This window comes from Flavobacterium sp. OHVDL-2026-0007, from assembly GCF_059882335.1.
Map to the genome: position 1 here is coordinate 147,214 of NZ_CM187612.1, position 26,673 is coordinate 173,886.

Here is a 26,673-nt window from a genome sequence, read left to right on the forward strand (position 1 = left end):
TCCCAAAGTGTTTACGGACTAATTAACCTGAGATTCGGTTCTGTTTTGGGCTAATGTTCAAAAAAATGGCAAACTAGCGAAGACTCCTCTTATTTTGAGGCATTAAATTCATTGATAATATTTACGGCTTCATTCAAATAAGGATTGGTCTTTAGATTGTCCATTTGGTATTGATTGATGGTTTTTTCTGAAGGATATACGCCCAATAAAAATTGATTTACGGTAGTATTGTACACATCTAAGGGGTTATCTTCTTTATTGAAGTTATTAATTTCGATCCAAAGGGAATTGATGTCTTTTTGTTGTTTAAAAACGGCCTCTAAAGTCACTGGAATTTCAGCTTTGGGTGTATTGGCCAATTGGTCAATTTTCACATTGATTTTCTTAATATTATTAAAGTAATCATTATTAGACAATCGTTGGGTGCTGCTTTTAGCTAACGTATTGATGAGATTTCTTTTTACATACGGTTTGTATCTTAAAAAGGGACTAAGGCTGTCGTTTTTAATGGCTGTCGGGAAATCACTTTCTTTTTGATACACATTTTCATAAAACTCAGGAAGAATTACATCGGGAGTAACTCCTATATATTGATGACTTTTACCGGTAATTCGATAAAATTTATTAATAGTAATTTTTAAAAAATCGGTGGATTTGTCCTCGTCAAGAGGAACTATAGTTTGCATAGTGGCTTTCCCAAGTGTAGTGCTGCCTAGTAGTAAGGCGCGGTTATAGTCTTGTAGTATAGCCGAAAAAAACTCGCTTGCAGAAGCGGTATTGCTATTTATTAGAATGACAATTGGCCCCTTGTAGATCATGCCTTTATAAGGATCGTTTACAACAGCTTGGTTTTTCTTGTTATCGACAACAATGGAAATCGGACCATAGTCGACAAACATACCGGCTAATCTGATCGCTTCTTCCATCGATCCTCCACCATTATCGATTAAGTCAATCACCAAGCCTTTCATATTATCTCTTTCTAGTTTAATCACTTCTCGAGCAACATCATCTGCGCAGCCTTTTCTGTTGTTTTGGTCTAAATCGGCATAGAAACTTGGGATTTTTATGTACCCAATTTTACTATCCTTTCCCACCATAAAACTAAAAACAGAATTCTCTTCGTCTTTCATGACCTGTTTTTCGATAAAAACATCAAAATTCTTTCCTGAGTTACGCTTTAGGGTCAGGGTAATACTTTTGTTGGCTTCAGATAAAATCATGGTTGAAATGGATTCTAAGGAAGAACAAGAAACGTGTAGGGTATCTTTTTGATTGGAGATGGAAACAATTTGGTCGCCTTTTTTAATTTGCCCAGTTTGATAAGCAGGACCATTTGGATCAATCTCTGCTATAATAATTTCATTTTTCTCATTCAGATTAACCGTCATTCCAAGTGACAAATGCTCTTTAGATAAGGAAGCGACAAAACTGGATTTAGAGTCATCACTAAAATAAGCGGTATGCGGATCGAAATAGGTGCAAAAAAAGTCATAAAGCTTTTCTTCTTGGGAAATTTTAGTTTCTAATAGTGTATTTATTCTGCAAATTTCATTGGTCAAAATGGCTTTTTTAGCATTGGCCTCCATCGAGGGAAAATGGGTTCTGATCGAATCTAGATTGCCACTTGTTTCCACCATATCATCTAAAATTTGATACCGAAGTTTTTTCAGCCAAGCTTTCTCGAGATCTTCTTTCTTAAGATAGAACGGAAATGATTTTTTATAAAATCTAATGGTGTCTTTAACGGTATAATCGATGGATTCACTTTGTATTTTTTCTAATATGGCTTTGGTTCTGATCAGGTTGTTTTTGTATTGAGAAGTGATATCTGTTAAAAAACTGCAATCATTTTGCAATACAAAATCATCTAATTGATAACGATATTTTTGGGACAGCTGGTCATACTCACTTTTAAGAAAAATATTTCTAGAGGGATCTAATTCATTGATGAGGTGATCAAAAACAAAAACCGATAAACTATCGTCTACCGGTTTTGGTCTAATGTGTTCACTTTGAATAAGTGTATTTATTTTGTTTAGTATTTCACATGTTTTGTCGCTATTTTGACTAAATAGAACACTTGTAGTCAGTAAAAATACTAGTGAAATTTTTTTCATAAATCAAGAAATAGTGATGTACACTAAAATTACGTTTATTTTTTTGATATTGTGTCATATTTTGCTTTAAAAATAGGAGGAAGCAACGGATTTGTCTGGTCGATAGAAATACCCCTTTTAAATGGAAATAAAGTATTTTAGGTGGAGGATTGATTTCTGAAATCGTTTTACTATAAGGACAAAAAAAATGCATCACAACTTGTAGTGCAATGCATTTTTGAGGTATTTAAAGAACCACAAGGGTGGTTTTTAAAATTTATTTTTTGTAAAAAGGTAGTTTTACGATTTTAGCAGGAACATCATTTTTTCTAATTCGGATAAAAATGTCGCTATCCACAGCGCTATTGTTTATCGTAACATATCCTAAACCAATTCCTTTATTTAAAGATGGAGACATAGTACCGGAAGTTACCACTCCTATCACAGTACCAGCAGCATCAACAATTTCGTAATCATGTCTTGGTACAGCACGCTCTTGCATTTCAAAAGCGATTAATTTTTTAGTAACTCCTTCTTCTTTTTGTTTTTTAAGGTTTTCTGAATTCGTAAATTCCTTAGTGAATTTTGTAATCCATCCCAAACCAGCTTCTAATGGTGAAGTGGTATCGTTAATATCATTTCCGTATAAACAGAATCCCATTTCTAAACGTAAAGTGTCACGAGCAGCTAATCCAATTGGTTTAATACCGTAAGGAGCTCCAGCTTCAAAAACTTTGTTCCAAATCGCTTCAGCGTCAGCATTTTTACAGTAGATTTCAAATCCACCTGAACCAGTATATCCTGTCGCAGAGATAATCACATCGTTAAAACCGGCAAAATCAGCTACTTCAAAATGATAGTAGGCAATTGCAGCTAAATCTATAGAAGACAAAGGCTGCATGGCCTCAACCGCTTTAGGTCCCTGAATAGCCAATAAGGAATAATCATCTGAAAGATTTTTCATTTCAACTCCCAAATCGTTGTGCGAAGAAATCCAATTCCAGTCTTTTTCAATATTTGAAGCATTTACAACAAGTAAATACTCTTCTTCTTTCATTTTATAAACGATCAAATCATCCACAAGTCCACCTTCATTATTTGGCAAACAAGAGTATTGTGCTCTTCCAATTGTCAAAGTAGAAGCATCGTTTGAAGTTACTTTTTGTATCAATGCCAAAGCATTTGGCCCAGTTAACAAAAATTCCCCCATATGCGAAACGTCAAAAACGCCTACACCAGTACGAACTGTTTCATGTTCAGCATTAATACCTTCGTAAGTGATTGGCATATTATAACCAGCAAAAGGTAGCATTTTAGCTCCTAAACTCTCATGTATGTGCGTAAGTGCAGTATTTTTCATTGTGTTGTTTTATAAAATTGTGTCGCAAATTTATTTAAAAAATATCGAAAAGAGATACTCTAAATTATAAATTTCGCAATGATAAGGAGGTCTTTCTTGCTATTTGCTAGATCTTTTGTTCAATATCTGTATTAGAAAAGGGATGTTGTGGCAAATGAAGCTGAGCAAACGCCATAAATATAGGGACATAGGTCCATAATCAAAGTAAGTGCTTTAAGAGCAAGTGTAAGACTTTCTTCTTTGTTTTTTATGTAACTTTAGGGCAGATATCACTGCAATGAAAGAGCCGCTTTTAATTACAAAAGAAGAAGTACTGAAATTTTATCAGCCAGTAAATCCTTTAACTCATAAAGGTCTTCAAGGTCATGCAGTGATTATTGCCGGAAGTTATGGAAAAATAGGAGCAGCTGTTTTAGCATCCAAAGCCTGTTTGAAATCAGGTTGTGGATTAGTTACTACTTTTGTGCCAAAATGCGGTTATCAAATCCTTCAAATCTCGATTCCCGAAGTAATGGTGGTCACCGATGAGAATGTCAACACGATCACTCATATTCATCTACCCATAATCCCTCAGGCAATCGGAATTGGTCCCGGCATAGGAAAGGAACTAGCTACTCAAAAAGCCTTGTTTGAGTTTTTTAGAATCAATACAGTAGCCTTAGTTTTAGATGCCGATGCTCTCAATATCTTAGCTGAAAATCAATCGTGGTTAAGTTTAGTTCCGGAAGACTCCATCTTAACGCCACATCCAAAAGAATTAGAACGTTTGATCGGTAAATGGAATACAGAATCAGAGAAGTTTCAAAAAACGGTAGCCTTCTCCGAAAAGTATAAAGTGATTGTCGTGATGAAAGGGGCACCAACTTATATTATTAATAGAACCGCCATTTATGAAAACAGTACCGGAAATGCAGCTTTAGCCACTGCAGGAAGTGGTGACACCCTAACGGGAATACTGACAGGTTTATTAGCGCAAGGCTATGAGCCTAAATATGCGGTGAAAATGGGGGTCTTCCTACATGGATTAACCGCCGATATTGCCTTGCCAGAAACAGGATATCAATCTTTCATCGCTTCGGATATTATAGCTAATTTAGGTAAAGCCTTTTTGGAATTAGGAAAATAAGAGTTGGTGATCCGTAGCGTTTGAGGCTTTGCTAGCTTTGTGTTTTTAGCAAAAAGGCGATCCTATTTGCTCGTAGAGCTAGAGAAAGGGTGTGAATCTAAAAGTAGCATTACACATTCTACAATCAAAAATCGTAAGTTTGTAGCTCAGTAAATACTGCTTATGAAAAACAATTTCGATCTCAGAACGGTAAATGTTACACGTTACATTACGCCTTTGCGCGAAGGGGGTTCTTTACCTGCCTTGGCAGAAGCCGACGATGATTTTAAATATGTCTTAAAATTCAAAGGAGCCGGTCATGGTGTAAAAGCTTTGATAGCCGAGTTAGTTGGGGGACAGATTGCCAAAGCTTTAAAATTGCAACTTCCAGAATTGGTTTTCGCTCATCTAGACGAAGCGTTTGGACGAAGTGAAGGTGATGAAGAAATTCAGGATTTACTACAAGGCAGTCAAGGATTAAATCTAGCCCTGCATTTCTTATCGGGAGCCATTACCTTTGATCCGGTTGTAACAACAGTGGATGCTAAATTAGCCTCACAAATCGTTTGGTTAGACGCTTATATCACCAATGTAGATCGAACATTTAGAAATACCAATATGTTGATTTGGCATAAAGAATTATGGCTAATCGACCACGGTGCCTGTTTGTATTTTCATCATTCATGGAACAATTGGGAGCAACATGCTAAGAGTCCGTTTGCCTTGATTAAGGATCATGTTTTGTTGCCACAAGCGACACTTCTAAACGAGGTTGATATCGAATTCAAAGCGCTTTTGACACCTGAAATTCTAGTAGAAATTGTAGATTCGATTCCAGAGGACTGGCTTCAATGGGAAGATACCGATGAAGCGCCTGAAACATTGCGACAGGTGTATTTACAATTTTTGCAGACCCGATTAAACCATTCAGAAATCTTTGTAAACCAGGCCCAAAATGCAAGATAGTCACTTATATGAGTATGCCGTAATTCGTGTAGTACCAAGGGTAGAACGCGAAGAATTCCTTAATATAGGAATCATTTTATTTTGCAAAAAAGCCAAATTTATAAAAGTACTTTTTCATATTGATCAAGCCAGAATTCAGGCCCTTTCAAACGATTTTGATATTGAACAATTGGAGTGCAATTTAACTTCTTTAGAAAAAATAGTCAACGGTGCCAAAGATGGTGGTCCAATAGGGGAGATGGACATTCCTTCTCGTTTTCGTTGGTTGACAGCCATTCGTAGCTCAGCCATACAAACTTCAAGACCACATCCTGGATTGTGTCAGGATTTAGAGAAAACAGTTCAGCGATTGTTTACTGAACTAGTGCTGTAAAAAAGGGGCTAGTGTTGTAAATTTCGATGAAGATAAATAGCATTAGAGTAAAACAAGGTAAAAAGTCGTCAAGGGAAAGAGTCAAGTAGACTTTGTGCCTTGATGACTTTGTTTTTGTATTTCATTTCAACAAGAAATCTTGTAATTTTTCAGGTTAATGACTAGACTTGTTTCTCCAAATAAATAAATTCCAAGGGTTCTTCTGCGATGGTAACATGAATATCACTTTGTGGAAAGGCTTCTCTTTTGCCTGTGTCCACGTAGCCGTGGCGTTTGTACCACGCAATAAGCTCTTCACGAACCGAAATAACGGTCATAATAATACTCGACAAGCCCAATGCTTTGGCTTGATTTTCGGCTTCAGCCAATAGTTTTTTTCCAATTCCACTATTTTGCAATTCTGGGGAAACCGTTAGCATTCCCAAATACAATTGATTTTCTTTCTCAACAAGCAAAACCGAACCAATGATTTGATTGTTCTGGCTATATTTCAGAATCGTATTTTTTGGATCTAGTAGGGTTTGGGTCAACTCTTCTTCGTTGGTTCTCTTTCCTGCTAACAAATTAGCTTCCGTAGTCCAGCCTTTTTTAGAGGTTTCCCCCCTATAAGCCGAATTGATTAATACGTTTAATGCGGAAATATCATGTAAAGTTGCTTTTGTAATCATGGTATGCGATGTTGTAATAATTGAAGTACGTTGAATGATCTAAGAGGAGTAAAATTACAAATTGTTGATAAGGATTAAAACAGTCATTTCATTAATTTGTAAAAATTTGTTCACTTTTTTAGGCTCGATTTGGCTGTTTACTCCATTGGAGTGAAAAGTGCAGGATCGGAGAGTACCTAAATCGTTTTAGGCTCTGCTGGTTTGCTGTTTTTTTGGTTTTATGAATATTAGCATAAAATTAACATTAGGTATTATTGACCGAATTTTCTTCGCCCTTTACTTCAAAAAAACGAGCCATTATTTGGTCTTATCTCTTTACTGTACTAGCATAGCCTAATTTGGTTGTTGCCTATTTTTACGAGGCTTAATTGTAAGATTTTTAAATCAAATTTAGGATAATTTTTGTAATGTAAAGCTGGCTTTAGTAATGTTAATGTAACAATTAAATAACGAATCTGTTAATCGCGGAAAGTAAATAAAATAAATATTTGCCCGATCAAAATAATGACTGATTTAGCTTTTTCGACAACGATTTTTTTGTAATTAAAAACTTATTAACTAAAAACCGAGATTAAAATTTACAATTACTTATGAAACAGAAAATGAAAACTTACTTTTCAGTAAGAATGTTAACCAAAACCATCTTTAGTCTGGTTTTTGTAATGCTTATCAACCATGCTGGTTGGGCACAAGAAAAGTCACTTTCGGGTGTTGTGGTAGATGCGGAGGGAAAACAGACCTTACCAGGTGCTACTATTGCAGTAAAAGGAACTTCCAAGGGAGTTGTGGCCGATCTTGATGGGAAATTTGAAATTAAAGGATCAAAGGGGGATGTATTGTTGGTTTCCTATGTGGGATATAAAACAAAAGAGATCACTATTGGGGATCAAACACAATTGAGTATAGGACTGAGTTCAACCAATAACCTAAATGAAGTTGTAGTGGTTGGATACGGTACTCAGAAAAAACAAAACCTATCAGGATCTGTGGCTACAGTAGACATGAAAAAATTAGAAAGCCGTCCAACGGCAAATATTTCACAAAGTCTTCAAGGAACAGTAGCCAATTTGAATATTACATTTGCTAGTGGTGCTCCAGGAGGAAGTGCAAAAATCAACATTCGTGGTTATACGTCTATAAATGGAGGTAGTCCATTAATTTTGATTGATGGTGTTCCGTCTTCAGAGGGAGATCTAACTCGAATGAATCCTGATGACGTTAAGTCTATATCGGTATTAAAAGACGCCTCTTCTGCGGCTATTTATGGTGCCAGAGCAGCCTTTGGGGTGTTATTGATTACTACTAAAACAGGAGGTAAAAATAAAATTACCTATTCGAACTCTTTTATTTGGTCCAAACCAACCATTACACCAAAACCGATCACGGATCCGTATATTTTTTCAAGATTATTGGATACGGCTACCAATAATACTCCTTGGGATTATGTGAATTTTTCTGATGAGACTTATGCTTGGGCCAGAGATCGATCAAATGATCCTTCCCTGCCAAGTGTACGATTGGATCCTCAGAATCCTGATAAATGGCAGTATATGGGAAATACAAACTGGAATAAATTTTTCTTTAATGATGTTGCTTTTTCAGAAAATCATAATGTTTCTATAAGTGGACAAAAGGAGAATTTTAATTATTATTTATCAGGTAACCATACACTTGAAAATGGATTAAATAAGTTAGCGACGGATTCTTGGACGCGTAATGCTTTACGTTCAAAAATGCAACTTACTCCTTATGAGTGGATGAAATTAGAAAACAATACTTTCTTAACATTTGCGGACAGAGAAAATCCTACTTATAATCTTACTAGAGTTTACAACTTAAAACCAACAGATGTGGCGAAAAATCCAGACGGTACTTGGGCCAATACAGATGCAGGTAGAGCTGCAGCGAGTATGATTGATGGAGGGAATTCAAGAAGTAATACCACTAATTTGCAGACGACAAATAAAATTGATTTAACGTTTTTTGATAAAGCATTAAAATTGACAGGAGAACATACTTATCAGAAAAATTATCTTAGATCTCATTCTGATGGTACTAAATATAAAATTGGTTATGGTCCTAAAGACATAAGGGAGGTGACAGATTCAGATTTTGCCTATGAATCATTAGCAGAGAATAAATACAGTGTTTTAAATCTTTATGCTACCTATACTAAATCGTTTAACCAACATAGTTTCAATGTGGTGATGGGGTATAATAAAGAGGTGAATAAATTTGAGAATTTTTCAGCCAACAGAGATAAACTGATTTCGTCATCTCTTCCTAACTTAGGATTGGCAACTGGAGAACAAACGGTAGGTTGGGGCTATTCAGATTGGGCTGTAACAGGTGTGTTTGGGCGATTAAATTATATTTTTAACGAAAAGTATATTGTAGAATTTAATGGAAGACGCGATGGTTCATCAAGATTCCCAAGCGGAAAAAGATATGGTTTTTTTCCTTCGGTATCCGCTGCCTGGATTGCTAGTAAAGAGGAATTTTTACAACCGTATATTGGATTTATGAGTAATTTAAAATTCAGGGTTTCTTCTGGTTCTTTAGGAAACCAAAGTGTTGGAGATTATGGGTATATCAATTCAATGTCAACAGGACAATCCGGATATCTTATTAATGGGGAATATCCTAAGACGGTTTATTCTCCAGGATTGAATGTGGATCAAAATAATTACACTTGGGAAAAAGTAAACAACACGAACTTCGGAGTGGATTTAGGTTTTTTCAAAGGGGCTTTAAATGCTTCATTTGATTATTATGTCAGAAAGACGATGGGAATGTTAATTCCAGGTCAAGAATTACCTGGGGTATTGGGAACAACTGTACCTAAGAGTAATTCTGCGGATCTTCAAAACAAAGGATGGGATCTTAGTATAGCGTACAATGGCAGTGCAGATTTAGGAGGAAGTCCATTAGGTTTTGGAGCATCGCTAGTACTGTCTGATAGCCAAACGACCATCACCAAATATAAAAATGATGACTTACTTTTTACAGGTTATAGAGAAGGAGCAAAAATTGGTGAAATATGGGGATTGGAAAACGACGGATTTTTTGCCAATGCAGAGGAAATTAAAAAATTAGATGAATCAGCTATAATTCCATGGGGAGCTTTGTCAATTGTTCCGGGATGGCCAAAATATGTGGATCAAAATGGAGATGGAAAAATCACAAAAGGACAATCGTCTAAAGATCCAAAAGACTTAAAATTGATTGGGAATTCAGAAGCGAGATACCAATTTGGAGTAAATATGAATGTAAATTATAAAGGTTTTGATTTAAGTACCTTTTTACAAGGGGTAGGAAAAAGAGATTATTACCCAAGTAATTACCTTTTCTGGGGACCTTACCAACAGCCTTATGCCAATATGTACCCACATCTATTAGATTTCTATAGAGGTGCAGCCGACAGTGATGCCCTAAGAGCACAACATTCACAATCGTATATCAATGCTGGTTTAGCGGATGCGAATTTAAATCCGCAGTATCCTGTATTACAAAGTTGGTTGGCTGATGCAAATTATGGTGCTGGACTTGCCATTCCACAAACCAAATACTTGTTGAATGCAGCATATTTAAGAGTGAAAAATATTACCCTAGGGTATACAATCCCAAGTGAATTAGTACGTAAAGTAAGGATTTCTCAACTTCGTTTTTATGTTACGGGTGAAAATATATACGAATGGTCAGCAATCAAAAAATTCATTGATCCAGAAGCAACAGGAGACAGTGGATATGCTTATCCATTTAACCGTAAGTTATCAGTGGGTATGAATGCAACTTTTTAAATTATACAATAGATTACAAGACAACACAATAATAATTAAACTAATGAAATATACTTCCTTATTATTAGCCGTTTGCTCCCTTTTTATGGTGAGCTGTTCAGACGATTTTTTGGATACCAATCCACAATCGTCTATAGCTAAAGAAAATTTCTTTAACTCTGAAAGCGATTTGCAATTGTACATTAATGGATTGCATTCCGTGGCAGGAACGGGTCTTTTTTCAGGGGATCAGGGAACTGACAATACAGCAACAACAGCAGCTGTTGAAATCAAAACCATTACTACAGGAACGCCAAATGCAGAGAACATAACAAGTGGTTGGACTTGGACGAGATTAAGAGATATTAATTTTTTCTTGGAAAACTATTCTAAAGCGAGTATTACTCCAGAATTAAAAAATCATTTTAAAGGATTGGCTAAATATTATAGAGCGGAGTTCTATTATTCAAAAGTAAAACGCTATTCAGATGTACCATGGTATTCTAGTACTTTGGGTGTAACGGATGAGGCTTTATTTAAGCCGAGAGATCCTCGAGCGATGGTAGTAGACAGTATCATTAGTGATATCCAGTTTGCATCAAAAAACATTAAAACAGATGTTGCTTTGGGGAATATTAATAAATGGTCAGCCTTAGTGTTACAAGCGAGAATAGCCTTGCACGAAGGGACGTACAGAAAATACCATCCAGAATTAAAATTAGAAGGTACTGCTAATCGCTTTTTAGAAATTGCAAGAGATGCTGCCAAAGAGATCATGGATTCCGGAAAATTTAAAATCTACAATACAGGTCATCCAAAAACGGATTATGCTGCCTTGTATCAAACGGATGTTTTGGCCACGATTTCAGAAGCGATACTGGTAAATGTATACGATGATAAGCTAAGAAAACCAGGAGGAGATAGCTATGTATTTGGTGACTATGAACAAAGTCCTTCCAAATCTCTTCTAGATTCTTATCTAATGGCTGATGGAACTAAATTTTTGGATCAAGCAGGATCGAATACTTTTACTTATGTAAAAGAGTTCGAAAACAGAGATCCAAGACTTGCTCAAACTTTTGCTTACCCAGGTTTTATTAAGGCGGGAAGTACAACTCCTTATATCCAAAATCTAAATAAAAATTTCACAGGGTACCACCAGTTAAAAGGATTTAACAATAGTGTAGTGAATTCCAGTACGGATGTTGCCGTCTATCGATATGCTGAGGTATTATTGATTTATGCTGAAGCCTTAGCAGAATTGGGAGCCTTATCTCAAAATGACCTGGATATAACAGTAAATCAATTGCGACAAAGAGTAGGGCTTCCTAACTTGAATATGACTTTGGCCAATAGCAATATTGATTCAAGTTTAGCGGCAGATTTTCCGAATGTAGCGGGTGCAAATAAAGGGGTTATTTTAGAGATCAGAAGAGAAAGAAGAGTAGAATATGCTATGGAGGCACTAAGATTTGACGATTTGATGAGATGGCAGGCGGGTAAAATTTTAGAAAAAAATCCTATAGGGATGTATTTCCCAGGTCTTGGAAAATACGATATGACAGGAGATGGAGTTGAAGATATTAAAATTATTTCCAGCAGTGAAAGTATTCCTTCTCCAAAAGAAGTAAATTCACTAGGTATTGCATTGATCTATTACAAAGCGGGTCTTATTGGAGACCAATCGGCGAGCCTTTTCTTATCCAATGGAACTTCAGGTAATATGGTGACTTCTGCTGTTGTTCCCAATTTTGTGGAGCCTAAATATTATTACCGACCAATACCGGCACACGAAGTGTTCTTGAATAAAAATTTGACGCAAATATTTGGGTGGTAATATTGGCTGTATCTAATGTGAATTAAAAAGAAATAAGTATAAAAGAGCCCAATGAAAAATGTTATAAAACAAAAATAAAAGGATTTTCGTTGGTCTCGAATTAAGAATATAAATAATATGAAAAGAAGAGAATTGTTGAAATGCCTTGGATTGGGTGTTGGTGCAGTAGCCCTAGGGGCAACTTCTGTAGTGTCTGCTGCAGAAAAGAAAGTGGAGAAAAAAGGAAAAAGAGTGTTGCGTATAGCGCATATTACCGATGTGCATCTTCCGGCGGAGGGTGATGCTTCTAATCGCTTTACAGCATGTTTGAAACACATAAAAACACTTAACGTTGACTTTTTTCTTAATGGAGGTGATTCTATAATGGCAGCTGATTACGGGGATATAACACGTGAAAAAGTAAATCAGCAATGGAAAGCATGGAATGAAACCATTAAGACCATAAGTGAATATGAACTGCATAGTTGTCTTGGTAATCATGATATGTGGTGGGCTGCTCCGAACAAACAAGATCCTATGTATGGGAAAGACCATGTGGTGAAGCAATTAGGGATTCCTAATCGTTACTACAGTTTTGATAAAAAGGGTTGGCATTTTGTAATATTGGACAGTAATAATAGTGGGACTACCTTAGATGAAGAACAGCGCAAATGGTTCGAAAAAGATTTGGCGTCGATTCCAAATGGAACGCCCGTTATTTGTATGAGTCATTTTCCTATCCTTGCGGTATGTACACATGTTGAAGGTGGCAATCACTCGGATTCCAAATATATAAGTGATATTTTTTACAAACACAAGGACAAAAGAATCCATTGTTTTAGTGGGCATATGCATTTGTTAGATAATGCTGTTTATAACAATGTGCATTATTACTGTAATGGTGCCATGAGTGGTTATTGGTGGGGCGAAGGAGATAAAGATTCTGCTGGTAAAACCTATTACAAGCAAACACCTCCAGGTTATGCCATTCTGGATTTATACGAAGACGGAACATTGGTGAACGAATATATACCTCATACCTATTAAGGAGGTAACTGAATCAAGGGGTGAGCTGTTTTTGATTAAAATATTTTTGTTAAATTGCATCGATTGATTTCTATTAATCGATGCAATTTTTTGTATTAAATTTTGGGCTTGATAGGAATATGTACTATAACCAACTAATCAGTACTTAACAAAAAAAATATTAAGATATTCAATGAAAAAAAAAATAGTATGCCTTGCTTCTTTGCTGTTTTTTGGAACAACTATTAGTTGTTCAGCGGCTATTAGTCCAACACCGCCAATTAAGTACTCAACGGAAATCAATTTTAATGGACAATTAAAAGTACTCTCTCTAAATACTTGGCACGAAGGGAGCTCGGTAAAAGGAGGATTTGAGGCTATCGTAGAGGTAATTCTTCAATCGAAAGCAAATATCATTTTGATGAGTGAAATACGAAATTATAAAGGGGTGGTATTTACAGAACATATTCTAGAAGCGTTAAAAGCCAAAGGTGTATCGTTTTATAGCTCTAACTTACTGAGTGATGCTGTTGTTTTATCAAAATTTCCTATCGAAGCTACATCATCGATAAGTTCAGGCTCGTTAACCAAATGCATGATCAGACTAAGTAAGAAAACCAGTATTGCCATATATTCCGCTCATTTGGATTATACACATTATGCCTGTTACTTGCCAAGAGGTTACGATGGAATTGATTGGAAAAAATTACCGGAGCCTATAGTGGATACGGAAAAAATCCTAAAACAAAACATAGATTCTGGGCGTGATGAAGCCATTGAGCTCTTTTTAAAGGATGCTCAAGAAGAATGTCAAAAAGGAAATCTGGTGCTTTTAGGAGGAGATTTTAATGAACCATCACATTTGGATTGGACCGTAGCAACAAAAGATTTATTTGATCATAATGGAACTGTGGTACCCTGGCACAATAGTGTGACACTTCTTAATAATGGTTTTTTGGATGCCTATAGGGTAAAATATCCGGATCCCGTAAAAAATCCAGGAACCACTTGGCCAGCTTATAATACAGATGTGGAGTTGTCAAAACTATTATGGGCAAGAGATGCTGATGAAAGAGATCGTATTGATTTTATTTATTTTTACCCCAATAAGAGACTCTCCCTAAAGGAGGCTGTCATTGTAGGACCTATTGCTAGTGTGGTAAGAGGGAAAGGAATGGAGACTCAGGAGCAGGACCAATTTTTAAAACCGGACGGTATATGGCCCTCAGATCATAAAGGGGTTTTAGCCACGTTTAAGATTGCTATTTAATCATTTGAATGTTATTGATTGATTGATTGATTGATTGATTGATTGATTGATTGATTGATTGATTGATTGATTGATTGATTGATTGATTGATTGATTGTCATCTGTTAACGAAAATTTTTGGATCGATATTAAAGACGCAATCATTAATCTTAAAGGAGGGATTCTAAGAGAACAAAACACACGTAGTTTTTGAAATCAATCTATAGTTTAAATGTAGAATTATGTTTTTCAAGAAAAGCAAAATGGTTTTTTGCTTTTCTTTATGTTCACGATATGGATACTGGTACTATGGGAACAGTATTTAAAATTACGATTAATTTTTGATTTTGATATTCACTACTTTTTCAATGTTTTTTTTCAAGAATATTATATCGTCGTCATCACTTTTAATATTGTCAAATAAACTTTTATAAAGACTAAATTCGGGATCTTTTAATAGAAATAGCTCTCTAGTTAAGTTTATTATTGCTAAATTATAGTAGTAGTTATTTTTTAAATTTTTTGCATTTTCAATTGAAGTTTTATACAATTCTTTACCGTATTCTATATCTTTTTTTCTTAAATAATATAAACCCAAAGTAGCTTGAATTGTTATTTTTTCCTCATTATTAAGGTCTGATAAGGTGTTTTTATTGATAAACTCAAGGTACTTTGGAACTTCATCTAATTGGTTATTTAAACAAAGTGCATATATAATATTATTCAAAAAACTAATTTCATAATTATTAAGTCTCAGCCCTGCTAAGCACATGATGATTGAAGCATTATAGTCTTCTAAAATTGAAGCAATATATGATCCAAAAACTAATGGTCTTTTTGAATAAGGAAAATCTAAATACCAGTTAATACAATTATAAAAAGCTTCATGGAAATTTCCTTTTTGAAAATTTTCGTACGCAAAAGCTTCAAAGGGATTTTTAACTTGCTGGAAAAAGTCAGAATTGAAAAGTAATCTATTATCTTTTTTACTTAACCATTCGAATTGGGCCAAACTATTATCGTTAGGATTCTTCAGAGATAAGTCTAATAAAGGTTTTGATTTTTTAAAAGAACCATGTTCAAGTTCCAAAGTTCCAAGTGAACTAGATAGTTCGGTTAGGTCGAAATCGGAAAATTTTTTTGATACAATTGCTTTCTCTCCATGTTTAATGAAAGGAGAGTATCTATCGATTAATTTAGAAGTAGCAATATGCGCGGAAATTAGCCAAGGATCATCTTTTGTTGCCTCGGATTTTTTTAAATAATAGATTGCTTTCTCTTCTTGATAAGTGTGTATAAAAAATCTTACAGCTGATCTTAGTACAAATCTATTATTTGGAGATAAATTTAAAGCAATTATAATGCATTTGTTAGCCTTTTTAATTTGATTTTTAATTGTGTATAATCGTGCTAATTCAACCCAATTTATGGAGTTAGATTCTTGGTTTTTTGTTAGATTTTTAGTTTTATTGATAATTCTATTGAATAAATCATCATTAATTAGCGAATTAAATTCATTAATTGTGTCTATGTTTTTCTCTAAAATTTTATTGGAGTTTTCACTTTTCGGGTTTATTTCAGATTTTATTTTGTTAATCAATGATATTAATGATAATGAAGCGTCATTCGAGTTTACTTCTACAAATTTTATTGCTTCATCAAGTTCTTTAGAAAATAAATCATTTGAAATGAAAGAATTGTTAATTAAATCTGCTGCAACTCCTATAGTTTTAGAGTTGTTCCAATCTAATTTTATTTTAGAATTATCAATTTCTAATGTTTTTACATCATTGTGTAAACCTAATTCACCGAGTTTAGTTGTTCTTTTAAAATCTCTCCAATTTGGAATTAATAATCTATTTTTTAATTCATAAATATTAGTCATTTCCGTATATTTTTAATTCTGTCCTTCTTTTGATTAAATCCAATTTCGCTATTGCTCGACGGAAATTAAATTGATTCCCATGCTCTTTAATACTTTTTTGATGCCCTCTTTTATTAGGGATTGGATAACAGCAATATTCAATGATCTCTAATAAATCTTTTGAAAAATGATTGTTCCCTAAAGACAATTTAATTTCATCTAAAGATTTATAATATGCATCTACAAGATAATCATTTACTTGATTAAAATTGCCTCCAAAGACAGTCCATCTAAATCTTATATCTAGATGTTTAAATAATAAAGCGGTCATATTGATACCTAAAAAATAATACGTTATTAAGCTTCCAAATAGATACATATCAGTAGATTTTACTCTTTGATCCCAATCAGGTTGTATATATCCATATAAAAATTCGGGAGGAGAATAATTCATTTGACCAGTAAAAGATATTCCATCATCATGCGGTGCTTTTATCGATGAACATAATGATCTTCCTAAATCACCTATTTTAGATAGAGTTGAGTCATTATATAATAATACATTTGAAGGTTTTAAATCTTGATGGCTTATTTCAACATTATGTAATTGATTTAGCCCAACTGCGATATCGTGAAGAGATTTTATTTTCCATGCTAAATTAATATTATTAGTAAATTTTATATTGGATCTAACATCTCCTTCTGCAATTTCAAAAATTAAATATGGTACGTTAGGAATAGTAAAGCTATCAATATATTCCTCACCTTCATCAATTATCATTGATACTTTTGTTAATCTATTATCTCTGCATTTTAAAAGTAAATTTTTTTCAAATTCAAAGGCATTGGTTTGTTCTTGAAGAATCTTAACAATACTTTGTCCTGGAAACATTTGAAAAAAAGCATTAAAATTTAATGCTTTTAAAAAAGCATTTTCTTTTCCGTTACTTACTATATAACAAACACTAAAAAAACCACCAGTAGAGCCATCAGTAGGTTCTATTTTTTCAATTACTTTCCAATTGTTTTTTAAACTTTTACCTAGTAATGCATGTGCAGCTATATCACTTTGACTCATAAATTCGTGGTATTAATTTTAACTTATAGTTATTGATAAGATGTTTCCCCTAAAACCAAAATCAATAAGTTTTGATTTTGTTTAAGTTATCCCAAACTTAAGAAATTTACTTACAAAAAACTAATAAATTTAAATTAAGAAAACCACAGATTAGACTAAAAATTAATCTGTGTAATCTGTGGTTTTAAATTTTCTAGGGTAGATAATTACCCCAAAAACGCCTTCAATTGGTCATAACTACCAATTTTTACACTTACCTTCTCTTTATCCATCACACTTTCAATTTGTGCTGGAATTGGTAATGTAATGCCTAAAGCAGGTTCAACTACATCTAAAAATTTGATAGGATGTGCCGTCTCTAAGAAAACGCCAATGGCATTTTGATGTTTTTGTAATTCTTTTTTCAGACCTAAATAGCCAACAGCACCATGTGGTTCTGCAATGTAACCATCGGTGTTGTAAATCTGCTTCATGGCTACAAGTGTTTCTTCATCGGTATAACTGTAGGAGGAGAAATCTTTTTCGAACGCTTTCAAATCATTGTTGTACAATTCTTGAATGCGAATAAAGTTACTTGGGTTTCCAACATCCATTGCGTTAGAAATCGTCGCCTTAGAGGGTTTAGGATCATATTTTCCATTTTCCAAGAATCTCGGTACGGTATCATTGACGTTTGTAGAAGCTACAAAATGTTCGATAGGTAACCCTAATCTTTTTGCCATAATTCCAGCGCAGATATTTCCAAAGTTGCCACTTGGGCAAGAGAAAACCAATGGTTTGTTTTGGCTCTTCAATGCTTTATAAGCAAAGAAGAAATAGAACATTTGAGGTAACCAACGGGCGATATTAATGGAATTTGCTGATGTCAGATTTTTATGCGCCAAAGTTTCATCTAAAAACGCTTTTTTGACCATATCCTGACAATCATCAAAAACACCATCTACTTCAAGGGCTTTAATGTTCTGTCCTAAAGTGGTCAACTGCTTCTCTTGAATATCGCTCACCTTACCTGATGGATATAGAATGACAACATCAACTCCATCAACACCTAAAAAACCACTCGCTACAGCGCCTCCGGTATCTCCGGAAGTAGCAACCAAAACCGTATTTTTTGAATCTTTTTTGTCTTTATTGAAATAGGCTAAACAACGGGACATAAAGCGCGCTCCAACGTCTTTAAAGGCCATGGTTGGTCCGTGATATAATTCCAAGGAATAAATGCCGTCTTCGACTTTAACCACTGGGAAATCAAAACATAAAGTGTCGGCTATAATTTCTTTTAATTTATCTACTGGAATTTCATCTCCTACAAATTGATGAATCGCTTCAAAAGCAATTTCCTGATGACTTAAACTTTCAATTCGATCAAAAAACGCAGGCTCTAAAGCGGTAATATGCTCTGGAAAGTATAATCCTTTGTCGCTAGCTAGTCCTTGTATTACAGCTTCTTGAAACGAAACTTTTGGGGCATTATGATTTAAACTATAGTATTTCATTATTTGTCTTATTTGAAGGTGTATTAGAGTACTTGTAACTAAGTTGTGTGCTTAAGTCGCAGGGTATACCTAATTCACTTGAATTCGTATTATAGGATTCTAACTCCATCAGGATTAATTTTTGAAACGTGAATTTCATAAGGTAAATTCATGTTTTCATATACCTGACTCATGGCTTTAGCAATTTGATCTGCGGTGTCTTTTCCTCTGCTTAAAGCAAAAATGGATGGGCCAGAACCTGAAATCCCCGAACCTAAAGCACCATTTTCTAGAGCCGTTTGTTTGATCTGATCAAAACCTGGAATCAAAACGCTACGCAAAGGTTCTACGATTTCATCATGAAGTGATCTTCCGATCAAGTCGTAATCTTTGGTATATAATCCGGCGATTAATCCACCTACATTTCCCCATTGCATGATGGCGCTTTTTAGGGAAACATTTTGCTTTAATACCGAGCGCGCATCGGATGTTTTCAACTCAATTTGAGGATGAACTACCGTAGCGAACAGTTCTTCTGGACTATCAATTCGGATAATATCTAGCGGACTGTAACTTCTTACCAAAGTAAAGCCCCCTAAAAGGGCAGGGGCTACGTTATCCGCATGAGCATTTCCACTGGCTAGTTTTTCACCTTGCATAGCAAACTGTACCAATTCTTTTCGGGAATAAGGTCTGCCTAATAATTCATTAATTCCGAAAACGGCTCCAGCAGAACTGGCAGCACTGCTTCCAATTCCACTTCCTGCTTTAATATGTTTGTAGATTTCAATTTCAAATCCGCAATCTACCTCGAGGGTTGCTAACATGGCAACAGCGGCAACACCTGAGACATTTTTTTCAGTTTCTAAAGGTAAATCAGCACCTTCAATTTTGATAATGCGAACTCCTTTTTGTGCTACTTTTCGAATAATCATTTCATCGCCTGCATTGTCCAAGCAAAGTCCAAGTACGTCAAATCCACATGAAAGGTTGGCAATGGTTGCTGGGCAAAATAGTTTTATTTCAGTCATTTTGTTTCAATTTCTAAGGCTTTTGGGCAGCTCAATACTAATTTTGATAAAGCAGTATGGAAGCAGCTTGTTTCCTTCTTCTAGTTATTTCCAATTCTAATTACATCTGCAAAAATTCCTGAGGCCGTAACGGCTGCTCCGGCTCCGGCGCCTTTTATCAAGAGAGGTTGGTCCACATAACGATCTGTATAGAACAAAACGATGTTGTCTTTACCCTCCAAATTGTAAAAAGGATGCTCTTTTGGAATAAATTGCAGTCCAACACTAGCTTTACCGTTTTCAAATTGTGCAACATACTTCAAACGTGAATCTTTACTAATGGCTTCCTCATAGATTTTTCCAAAATGTGGGGCATGTTTGGTTAAGGAGGCAAAAAAGTCATCATTGTTGGTCGTGGCCAAACATTCGGCAGGTAAGAACGATTCGTTGGCAATGGCGTCAATATCCATTTCGTAACCGCTTTCGCGAATTAAGATTAGAATTTTTCGAGCCACATCAACTCCGCTTAAGTCAATCTTAGGGTCAGGTTCTGTAAAACCTTGAACTCCGGCTTCTTTTACGACATCGTGAAAAGAGTTGTTTTGGTCAAAATTATTGAAAATGAAGTTCAAACTTCCTGATAAAACAGCTTGAATTTTATGTACTTTATCGCCAGAAGCAATTAAGTTTTTCACGGTATCTATAATTGGTAATCCAGCGCCAACATTGGTTTCAAACAAAAAGGGTGCATTGTATTGTCTGGATAAGTTTTTTAATTTTTTGTAATTGTCATAGGCCGATGAACAAGCAATTTTGTTACAGGTAACCACGGCAATACTTTGTTTTAAAAAGTGTTCATAGGTTTCAGAAACGCTGGCATTTGCCGTAATATCAACAAAAATACTGTTACGTAAATTCATCTCTTTAGCACGCTGGATAAAGGCTTCCTTATCAGCTGTTTCTCCTTTGTCCAAATTCAATTGCCATTCTTTCAGAGAGATTCCGTCTTCATCGAAAAGCATTTTTCTTGAGTTCGATAAGGCGATAACCCGTACATTTATTTTAAGGTTGTCTTTTAAGAATTTCTTTTGACTGTGAATTTGCTCAATGAATTTCTCTCCTACATTCCCAACACCCATTACAAACAAATTGAGTTGTTTGCTGTTTTCTTCAAAGAAATTCTCGTGTAAAGTGTTCAAGGCTTTTTTGACGTCTCTTTCGTTAATAACAGTAGAGATATTTCGTTCAGAAGCACCTTGGGCTATAGCACGAATATTGACATTGTTTTTTCCTAAAGTGCTAAACATCCTTCCACTAAGTCCTTGGTGATTTTTCATGTTTTCCCCCACCAATGCAATAATACACAGGTCTTTTTCTACCATACAAGGATCTATTTTGTTTTGCGAAATCTCCACAGCAAAAGCTTTGTTGATTTCATCTTCGGCCTTTTCGGCATCAGCATTTAAGATTCCGATACAAATAGAATGTTCAGAAGAAGCTTGTGTAATAAAAATAACATTGATTTTTTCTTGCGATAATACTTCAAACAAACGCTTTGATGAACCCGAAACTCCTATCATTCCAGGGCCTTCTAGTGTTAACAAGGAAATATGATCGATATGACTGATTCCCTTTACAACACTATCTTTTGAAGAAAGCTGGTTAGAGATCAGAGTTCCCTCCGCCTCAGGCTCAAAAGTATTTTTGATAACAATCGGAATGTTTTTTCTTAAAACGGGTTGGATAGTGGGTGGATACAACACTTTTGCCCCAAAATGAGATAATTCCATCGCTTCTTGGTAGGAAATCTTCGCTATAGGACGTGCCTGTTTTACAATTTTTGGATTCGCGGTAAACATTCCGTTTACATCAGTCCAAATTTCTAATTGTTTAGCCTGTAGTGCTCCGGCTATAATAGCCGCAGTATAATCCGAGCCTCCACGGCCTAAAGTAGTGGTGATTCCGTCAAGAGTTGACGCAATAAAACCTGGTAGTATATTGATTTGTGATTGATTGTTGGCAAAATATTCCTGAATCAATCGGTTGGATTCCTCAAAATTAACCACTGCTTTTCCAAAGTTATGATCTGTCTTGATTAATTCTCGGCTGTCTTTATAAATAACATTTTTATCAATTTGCTGGTAGGCTTGCGCAATAATGTACGACGAGAGTAATTCACCAAAACTCAAAATGATATCTGAAGTTCTAGGGGATAATTCTCCCAATAAAAAACAACCATCCAACAAGGTTTCTAAATGATTGATGATTCTCTTTACGTGACTTAGTAAGCTACTTTGTTCACTAACGGGAATTAAATCTTTTAAGGTGTCAAGGTGTTTTTTTTCGATTTCGACAACGATGTCTCTGAAACTTTCATCATTTGCAGCCGCTTTAGCAGCTGCCAATTGCAGTAGATCAGTTACTTTACTTAAAGCAGACACTACTACAACCAATTGGTCTTTTTTGGAATTTTGATTTATAATTTCGAGAACGAGTTTTATATTTTTAGCATTGGCTACCGAAGTTCCGCCAAATTTTAATACTTTCATTTTGATGATTTTTTTTCTTTTGATGCAAATATTTATACCTGTCCATCGCCTTTCTCCTTTAAAAGAAAAAAGTATGGATAACCTGGATTATATGTAAAAATGTATACCCCTAAGGGGTAGTAGTTGTAGTAATAGTTGTGGTAGCAGCAATCGCAACTCGAGTTTGAGTTGTCATTGTAGATTGATATTTTGTGCTGTTACTTTTCATTATTGATTTTTCAAAATTACAGTTTTTTATAAAACGTAAAAAGGCTAAGGTGTTTTTTACGAATATTTTAATATTTCGAAGAAGAGAAATTGAATATTGAGTATTTGTCAGAATTGGATCTATAAAGATATCATATTCGTATGTTTAGCATTCTTTTGCGGGGGTAGTAAAAAGAGTAGTAGGCTGATTTTCTATGAAATAGGGTTGAATAAAAGCGAGGTTAGTCTATATGTTAAGTAGGATTTTATTTTTTGGATGGCTCTTTTGTCTAGTATTAGAGGATGTTACTGGGATAATGGCTTCTTTTCGTGTAATTTGGATTGTGGAATACCTAAAAGTGAGGGTTTTGCATTATTCAAATTTTAATTATTGTGAATAAATGTTGCTTTTTAATATTGATTTGCTGAATTTTGATGCTTTAAAATCAAAAAAGACATGAGAGAGATCCATTATATAAGTACTGAAATCTTAAGTTTAGAAGCTTTACAAGAAATCATAGGCAATCAAAAAACACTTGAGTTATCTGAGGAAGCTAAGGTGAACGTTCAGAAATGCCGCGATTATTTAGATAAAAAAATGGCTTCTCATTCGGAACCTATATATGGTATCAATACAGGATTTGGATCACTTTGTAATGTGAAGATATCCAATGAGAATCTATCACAACTTCAGGAGAATTTAGTAAAATCCCACGCTTGCGGGACTGGCGAAGAAGTACCTTCAGAGATTGTCAAATTGATGTTGTTGCTTAAAATTCAATCGTTAAGTTATGGGCATTCTGGAATCCAATTGCAAACAGTGGATCGTCTAGTTGATTTTTACAATAATGATATTCTACCGGTTATCTATACGCAGGGGTCTTTAGGTGCCTCCGGTGATTTAGCGCCTTTGGCTCATTTATCTTTGCCTTTATTAGGAGAAGGGGAAGTGTATTTTGAAGGGAAAAAAGTGCCGGCTGCTGAAGTTTTAAAACACTTTAGCTGGGAACCAATCGTTTTGCAATCAAAAGAAGGTTTGGCTTTGCTAAATGGGACACAGTTCATGAGTGCTTATGGAGCTCATATCTTATTAAAAGCATACAAATACTCTTATTTAGCGGATTTGATCGGAGCCATTTCTTTGGAAGGTTTTGATGGAAGGATAGAACCTTTTAATGAATTGATTCACTTTATTCGTCCTCATAAAGGTCAGATTGTTACGGCCCAACGTATCAATGAGTTTTTAGAAGGAAGTGAAATTATTGCTCAGGAGAAAAAACACGTTCAGGATCCGTATTCTTTCCGTTGTATGCCACAGGTTCACGGGGCCTCTAAAGATGCTATTGATTATGTGAGAAAGGTATTCAAAACAGAAATCAATTCGGTAACAGATAATCCTAATATATTTATAGAAGCCGATCAGATTATCTCTGGTGGAAATTTCCATGGACAACCTTTGGCATTGGCCTTAGATTTTATGGCTATTGCACTGGCAGAGTTAGGTAGTATTTCAGAGAGAAGAACGTATCAATTAATTTCAGGCTTGCGTAATCTTCCTGCCTTTTTGGTGGATAATCCAGGATTGAATTCTGGTCTGATGATTCCACAGTACACTGCGGCGAGCATTGCGAGTCAAAACAAGCAATTAGCGACTCCATCGAGTGTTGATAGTATTGTTTCGAGTAATGGACAAGAAGATCACGTGAGTATGGGAGCTAATGGCGCTACAAAAGCCTTGCGTGTTATGGATAATTTAGAGCGTATTTTAGCTATTGAATTATTAAATGCCTCTCAAGCTATTGCTTATAGAAAGCCATTGAAGTCAAGTGACTTTATTGAGATGTTCTTAAATAGCTATAGAGAAGTGGTTCCTTTGGTCAAAGAAGATCGAATTTTGCATTATGACATCGAAAAAACGGTGTTGTTCTTAGATAGTTTCCAAATTGAAAACGATTTGTTAACACTGGCTTAACATTGTAAAATAATATTGAAGTAATTTTGCACTATCAAAAACATAAAAATGTCAATAAACAGTATTTTCCAATTTTTAGTGCCGAAAGACAAGAAATTCTTTCCACTTTTCGAAGAGGCTTCAAGCAATTTAATCGAATTAGCGTCTAATTTACACGAAGCTGTAAACCTTCCATTGAAAGAAAGAGAAGTTCTTTTTCAAAAAATTGATGAATTAGAACAAAAAGGAGAAGACATTACACGTCAAACCAATCTTGAATTGAGTAGAAATTTCATTACTCCGTTTGACAGAGAGGATATTCATACCTTGATTACTTCAATTGATAACGTAGCGGATTATTTGCACGGTGCTGCAAGTAGAATGAGATTGTATCAGGTTGATAAGATTACAAAATCAATCAGAAAGATGACGGAAATCAACCTTGAAGCATGTCAAAATATTGACAGTGCAGTAAAAGAGTTGAGAAATTTACAGAATTTTAAAGTGATTAAAGATGCTTGTGCTAGAATTAATAAACTAGAAAACAAGTCAGACAACGTATATAACAAAGCAGTTTTTGAAATTTTTGAAAACGAAACAGACGCTAAAAATATTATTAAATATAAAGAAGTGTTATCTGTTTTAGAATCTGCAACAGATAAATGTAAGAGTGTTGCGAACATACTAGAATCTATTTCTGTAAAACATTCTTAATTCAATTTATTTCATTCTGAAGTTATAATTTATGACGCTACTTATAATTATTATAGTATTAGCTTTAATTTTTGATTACATCAATGGTTTTCATGATGCGGCAAATGCTATAGCTACAGTTGTTGCTACAAAGGTCTTGACGCCTTTTCAGGCCGTTCTTTGGGCAGCATTTTTTAACTTTTTAGCCTATTGGGTTTTTGGATTTGGTGTTGCGGATACGGTTGCTAAAACAGCCAATACCATGGATATAAACCTAGTGGTAATTCTTGCGGGAGTTATTGCAGCGATTATTTGGAATTTATTGACTTGGTGGTTAGGAATTCCTTCTAGTTCTTCTCATACCTTAATCGGTGGTTTTGCTGGTGCTGCTATTGCTCATGCTATTGCAGTACACGGATTCTCAGGTTACATTGGGGAAGATGGAACTACACAATATTGGTATCAAATTGTCAGTTGGTATAAGGCAGGGAAAGATGGGGGCATGCCCTCGGGAGTTCTTATTATCGTTGCTTTTATTGTGCTAGCACCTTTATTGGGAGCCTTGGCTTCTTATTTAATCTCGATTTGGTTATTGAATTCGTCTAAGAAAAGTATTTTTCCAAAACTCTTTACAGTTGCTTTGATGATCTTTACAGGGATTTTTATCTATTGTCAGATGATTCCGTATGAAAAGATTATAGAAAATGGTGGGCAACCTCGTTTTGAATCTTCTGTTTTTTGGAGTGTTGTTTTAGAAGCGCACAATATTAAATGGTTTTTAGTAGGTTTTATTATCTACTCGATTTCAGCTTTTGCTTTAATCTTTAGTAGCTTGAATCTACATCAAGCCGATGGAGCCTTAAAAAAAATGCAATTGTTATCTTCTGCGGCTTTTAGTTTAGGTCATGGTGGAAACGATTCTCAAAAAGTAATGGGTATTATTGCGGCAGCAGTTGCTGTGTATATTAATGCACATCCTGGTATTCATATGGATGCTTGGTTGGATGTAGTGCTTCCATCTGATGATGGGGCTTTTAAAATGCCAGCTTGGATTCCATTAGCTTGTTATTCTGCTATTGCGGCAGGAACCTTAAGTGGTGGTTGGAAAATTGTGAAAACAATGGGTTCTAAGATTACTAAAGTAACTTCATTTGAAGGGGTAGCTGCGGAAACTGCAGGAGCATTGACTTTGTATTTTACAGAGCATTTTAAAGTGCCAGTAAGTACAACGCATACCATCACAGGTTCTATTATTGGAGTTGGTTTGACTAAGCGTGTCTCTGCGGTTCGCTGGGGAGTAACGGTAAGTTTATTATGGGCTTGGGTTTTAACTATTCCTGTTTCAGCGGTTTTGGCTGGAATTATATATTACATTTTGTCTATTTTTGTTTAGAATATAAAAGTAGATCGCTATAAAAAAAAAAGC

General features: G+C 35.0%; 18 protein-coding genes. 10 read left to right on the top strand and 8 right to left on the bottom strand.

Annotated elements, in window-relative coordinates:
- Positions 1-89: 89 nt before the first annotated feature.
- Both AC51AA_RS00685 and gcvT read right to left on the bottom strand, forming a co-directional pair.
- Positions 90-2,120 (bottom strand): S41 family peptidase, encoded by a 2,031-nt coding sequence (locus AC51AA_RS00685; RefSeq protein ID WP_500703821.1) that lies wholly within the window; start codon positions 2,118-2,120, stop codon positions 90-92.
- A 256-nt stretch (positions 2,121-2,376) separates the two neighbouring features.
- The gene (gcvT, locus tag AC51AA_RS00690) at positions 2,377-3,459 is read right to left on the bottom strand and encodes a glycine cleavage system aminomethyltransferase GcvT (protein ID WP_500703822.1); all 1,083 of its coding nucleotides are present in this window, start codon (positions 3,457-3,459) and stop codon (positions 2,377-2,379) included.
- Between the two features lie 277 nt (positions 3,460-3,736).
- Between gcvT and AC51AA_RS00695 the strand changes: the two genes are divergently transcribed.
- From AC51AA_RS00695 to AC51AA_RS00705, 3 genes are all read left to right on the top strand, one after another.
- Positions 3,737-4,585, top strand: a complete 849-nt coding sequence (locus AC51AA_RS00695; protein WP_500703823.1) for an NAD(P)H-hydrate dehydratase — start codon at positions 3,737-3,739, stop codon at positions 4,583-4,585.
- A gap of 162 nt (positions 4,586-4,747) precedes the next feature.
- On the top strand, positions 4,748-5,530 hold the full coding sequence (locus AC51AA_RS00700) for a HipA family kinase (RefSeq protein ID WP_500703824.1): 783 nt from the start codon (positions 4,748-4,750) through the stop codon (positions 5,528-5,530).
- On the top strand, positions 5,520-5,903 hold the full coding sequence (locus AC51AA_RS00705; protein ID WP_500703825.1) for a DUF3037 domain-containing protein: 384 nt from the start codon (positions 5,520-5,522) through the stop codon (positions 5,901-5,903). Before AC51AA_RS00700 ends, AC51AA_RS00705 begins: the two co-directional genes overlap by 11 nt.
- Positions 5,904-6,064: 161 nt before the next feature.
- Here the strand turns inward: AC51AA_RS00705 and AC51AA_RS00710 are convergent, their stop codons facing one another.
- A complete protein-coding gene (locus AC51AA_RS00710) occupies positions 6,065-6,571 on the bottom strand; it encodes a GNAT family N-acetyltransferase (RefSeq protein ID WP_500703826.1) in 507 nt (168 codons plus the stop codon).
- A 590-nt stretch (positions 6,572-7,161) separates the two neighbouring features.
- Between AC51AA_RS00710 and AC51AA_RS00715 the strand changes: the two genes are divergently transcribed.
- The 4 genes from AC51AA_RS00715 (at position 7,162) to AC51AA_RS00730 (ending at position 14,462) form a co-directional block, all read left to right on the top strand.
- The gene (locus AC51AA_RS00715) at positions 7,162-10,371 is read left to right on the top strand and encodes a SusC/RagA family TonB-linked outer membrane protein (protein WP_500703827.1); all 3,210 of its coding nucleotides are present in this window, start codon (positions 7,162-7,164) and stop codon (positions 10,369-10,371) included.
- A 43-nt stretch (positions 10,372-10,414) separates the two neighbouring features.
- Positions 10,415-12,187, top strand: coding sequence for a RagB/SusD family nutrient uptake outer membrane protein (locus AC51AA_RS00720; protein WP_500703828.1), 1,773 nt, complete (start codon positions 10,415-10,417; stop codon positions 12,185-12,187).
- A gap of 117 nt (positions 12,188-12,304) precedes the next feature.
- Positions 12,305-13,213, top strand: coding sequence for a metallophosphoesterase family protein (locus AC51AA_RS00725; protein WP_500703829.1), 909 nt, complete (start codon positions 12,305-12,307; stop codon positions 13,211-13,213).
- 172 nt (positions 13,214-13,385) lie between these two features.
- Complete coding sequence (locus tag AC51AA_RS00730) at positions 13,386-14,462, top strand: endonuclease/exonuclease/phosphatase family protein (RefSeq protein ID WP_500703830.1); 1,077 nt, start codon at positions 13,386-13,388, stop codon at positions 14,460-14,462.
- A 313-nt stretch (positions 14,463-14,775) separates the two neighbouring features.
- On the opposite strand, the gene AC51AA_RS00735 is transcribed toward AC51AA_RS00730, so the two are convergent.
- From AC51AA_RS00735 to thrA, 5 genes are all read right to left on the bottom strand, one after another.
- Complete coding sequence (locus AC51AA_RS00735; protein ID WP_500703831.1) at positions 14,776-16,326, bottom strand: hypothetical protein; 1,551 nt, start codon at positions 16,324-16,326, stop codon at positions 14,776-14,778.
- Positions 16,319-17,383, bottom strand: coding sequence for a protein kinase domain-containing protein (locus AC51AA_RS00740; protein ID WP_500703832.1), 1,065 nt, complete (start codon positions 17,381-17,383; stop codon positions 16,319-16,321). The genes AC51AA_RS00735 and AC51AA_RS00740 overlap by 8 nt, the downstream gene beginning before the upstream one ends.
- 206 nt (positions 17,384-17,589) lie before the next feature.
- On the bottom strand, positions 17,590-18,879 hold the full coding sequence (gene thrC, locus AC51AA_RS00745) for a threonine synthase (RefSeq protein WP_500703833.1): 1,290 nt from the start codon (positions 18,877-18,879) through the stop codon (positions 17,590-17,592).
- Between the two features lie 89 nt (positions 18,880-18,968).
- Positions 18,969-19,889: a homoserine kinase gene (locus tag AC51AA_RS00750; RefSeq protein WP_500703834.1), complete on the bottom strand. Its 921-nt coding sequence runs from the start codon at positions 19,887-19,889 to the stop codon at positions 18,969-18,971.
- Between the two features lie 80 nt (positions 19,890-19,969).
- Entirely contained in the window at positions 19,970-22,417 is a 2,448-nt protein-coding gene (gene thrA, locus AC51AA_RS00755; protein WP_500703835.1) for a bifunctional aspartate kinase/homoserine dehydrogenase I, read from the bottom strand.
- A 643-nt stretch (positions 22,418-23,060) separates the two neighbouring features.
- Between thrA and hutH the strand changes: the two genes are divergently transcribed.
- From hutH to AC51AA_RS00770, 3 genes are read left to right on the top strand one after another with little or no spacing between them, the layout of a single operon-like run.
- The gene (gene hutH / locus AC51AA_RS00760; RefSeq protein WP_500703836.1) at positions 23,061-24,575 is read left to right on the top strand and encodes a histidine ammonia-lyase; all 1,515 of its coding nucleotides are present in this window, start codon (positions 23,061-23,063) and stop codon (positions 24,573-24,575) included.
- A 48-nt stretch (positions 24,576-24,623) separates the two neighbouring features.
- Positions 24,624-25,268, top strand: coding sequence for a DUF47 domain-containing protein (locus AC51AA_RS00765; RefSeq protein WP_173966668.1), 645 nt, complete (start codon positions 24,624-24,626; stop codon positions 25,266-25,268).
- Positions 25,269-25,299: 31 nt separating this feature from the next.
- A complete protein-coding gene (locus AC51AA_RS00770; RefSeq protein WP_500703837.1) occupies positions 25,300-26,640 on the top strand; it encodes an inorganic phosphate transporter in 1,341 nt (446 codons plus the stop codon).
- Positions 26,641-26,673 lie beyond the last annotated feature (33 nt).

Excerpts from the sequence above, each read along its gene's own strand:
- AC51AA_RS00685 (WP_500703821.1), bottom strand. The coding sequence starts at position 2,120 with ATGAAAAAAATTTCACTAGTATTTTTACTGACTACAAGTGTTCTATTT.
- gcvT (WP_500703822.1), bottom strand. The coding sequence starts at position 3,459 with ATGAAAAATACTGCACTTACGCACATACATGAGAGTTTAGGAGCTAAA.
- AC51AA_RS00695 (WP_500703823.1), top strand. The coding sequence starts at position 3,737 with ATGAAAGAGCCGCTTTTAATTACAAAAGAAGAAGTACTGAAATTTTAT.
- AC51AA_RS00700 (WP_500703824.1), top strand. The coding sequence starts at position 4,748 with ATGAAAAACAATTTCGATCTCAGAACGGTAAATGTTACACGTTACATT.
- AC51AA_RS00705 (WP_500703825.1), top strand. The coding sequence starts at position 5,520 with ATGCAAGATAGTCACTTATATGAGTATGCCGTAATTCGTGTAGTACCA.
- AC51AA_RS00710 (WP_500703826.1), bottom strand. The coding sequence starts at position 6,571 with ATGATTACAAAAGCAACTTTACATGATATTTCCGCATTAAACGTATTA.
- AC51AA_RS00715 (WP_500703827.1), top strand. The coding sequence starts at position 7,162 with ATGAAACAGAAAATGAAAACTTACTTTTCAGTAAGAATGTTAACCAAA.
- AC51AA_RS00720 (WP_500703828.1), top strand. The coding sequence starts at position 10,415 with ATGAAATATACTTCCTTATTATTAGCCGTTTGCTCCCTTTTTATGGTG.
- AC51AA_RS00725 (WP_500703829.1), top strand. The coding sequence starts at position 12,305 with ATGAAAAGAAGAGAATTGTTGAAATGCCTTGGATTGGGTGTTGGTGCA.
- AC51AA_RS00730 (WP_500703830.1), top strand. The coding sequence starts at position 13,386 with ATGAAAAAAAAAATAGTATGCCTTGCTTCTTTGCTGTTTTTTGGAACA.
- AC51AA_RS00735 (WP_500703831.1), bottom strand. The coding sequence starts at position 16,326 with ATGACTAATATTTATGAATTAAAAAATAGATTATTAATTCCAAATTGG.
- AC51AA_RS00740 (WP_500703832.1), bottom strand. The coding sequence starts at position 17,383 with ATGAGTCAAAGTGATATAGCTGCACATGCATTACTAGGTAAAAGTTTA.
- thrC (WP_500703833.1), bottom strand. The coding sequence starts at position 18,879 with ATGAAATACTATAGTTTAAATCATAATGCCCCAAAAGTTTCGTTTCAA.
- AC51AA_RS00750 (WP_500703834.1), bottom strand. The coding sequence starts at position 19,889 with ATGACTGAAATAAAACTATTTTGCCCAGCAACCATTGCCAACCTTTCA.
- thrA (WP_500703835.1), bottom strand. The coding sequence starts at position 22,417 with ATGAAAGTATTAAAATTTGGCGGAACTTCGGTAGCCAATGCTAAAAAT.
- hutH (WP_500703836.1), top strand. The coding sequence starts at position 23,061 with ATGAGAGAGATCCATTATATAAGTACTGAAATCTTAAGTTTAGAAGCT.
- AC51AA_RS00765 (WP_173966668.1), top strand. The coding sequence starts at position 24,624 with ATGTCAATAAACAGTATTTTCCAATTTTTAGTGCCGAAAGACAAGAAA.
- AC51AA_RS00770 (WP_500703837.1), top strand. The coding sequence starts at position 25,300 with ATGACGCTACTTATAATTATTATAGTATTAGCTTTAATTTTTGATTAC.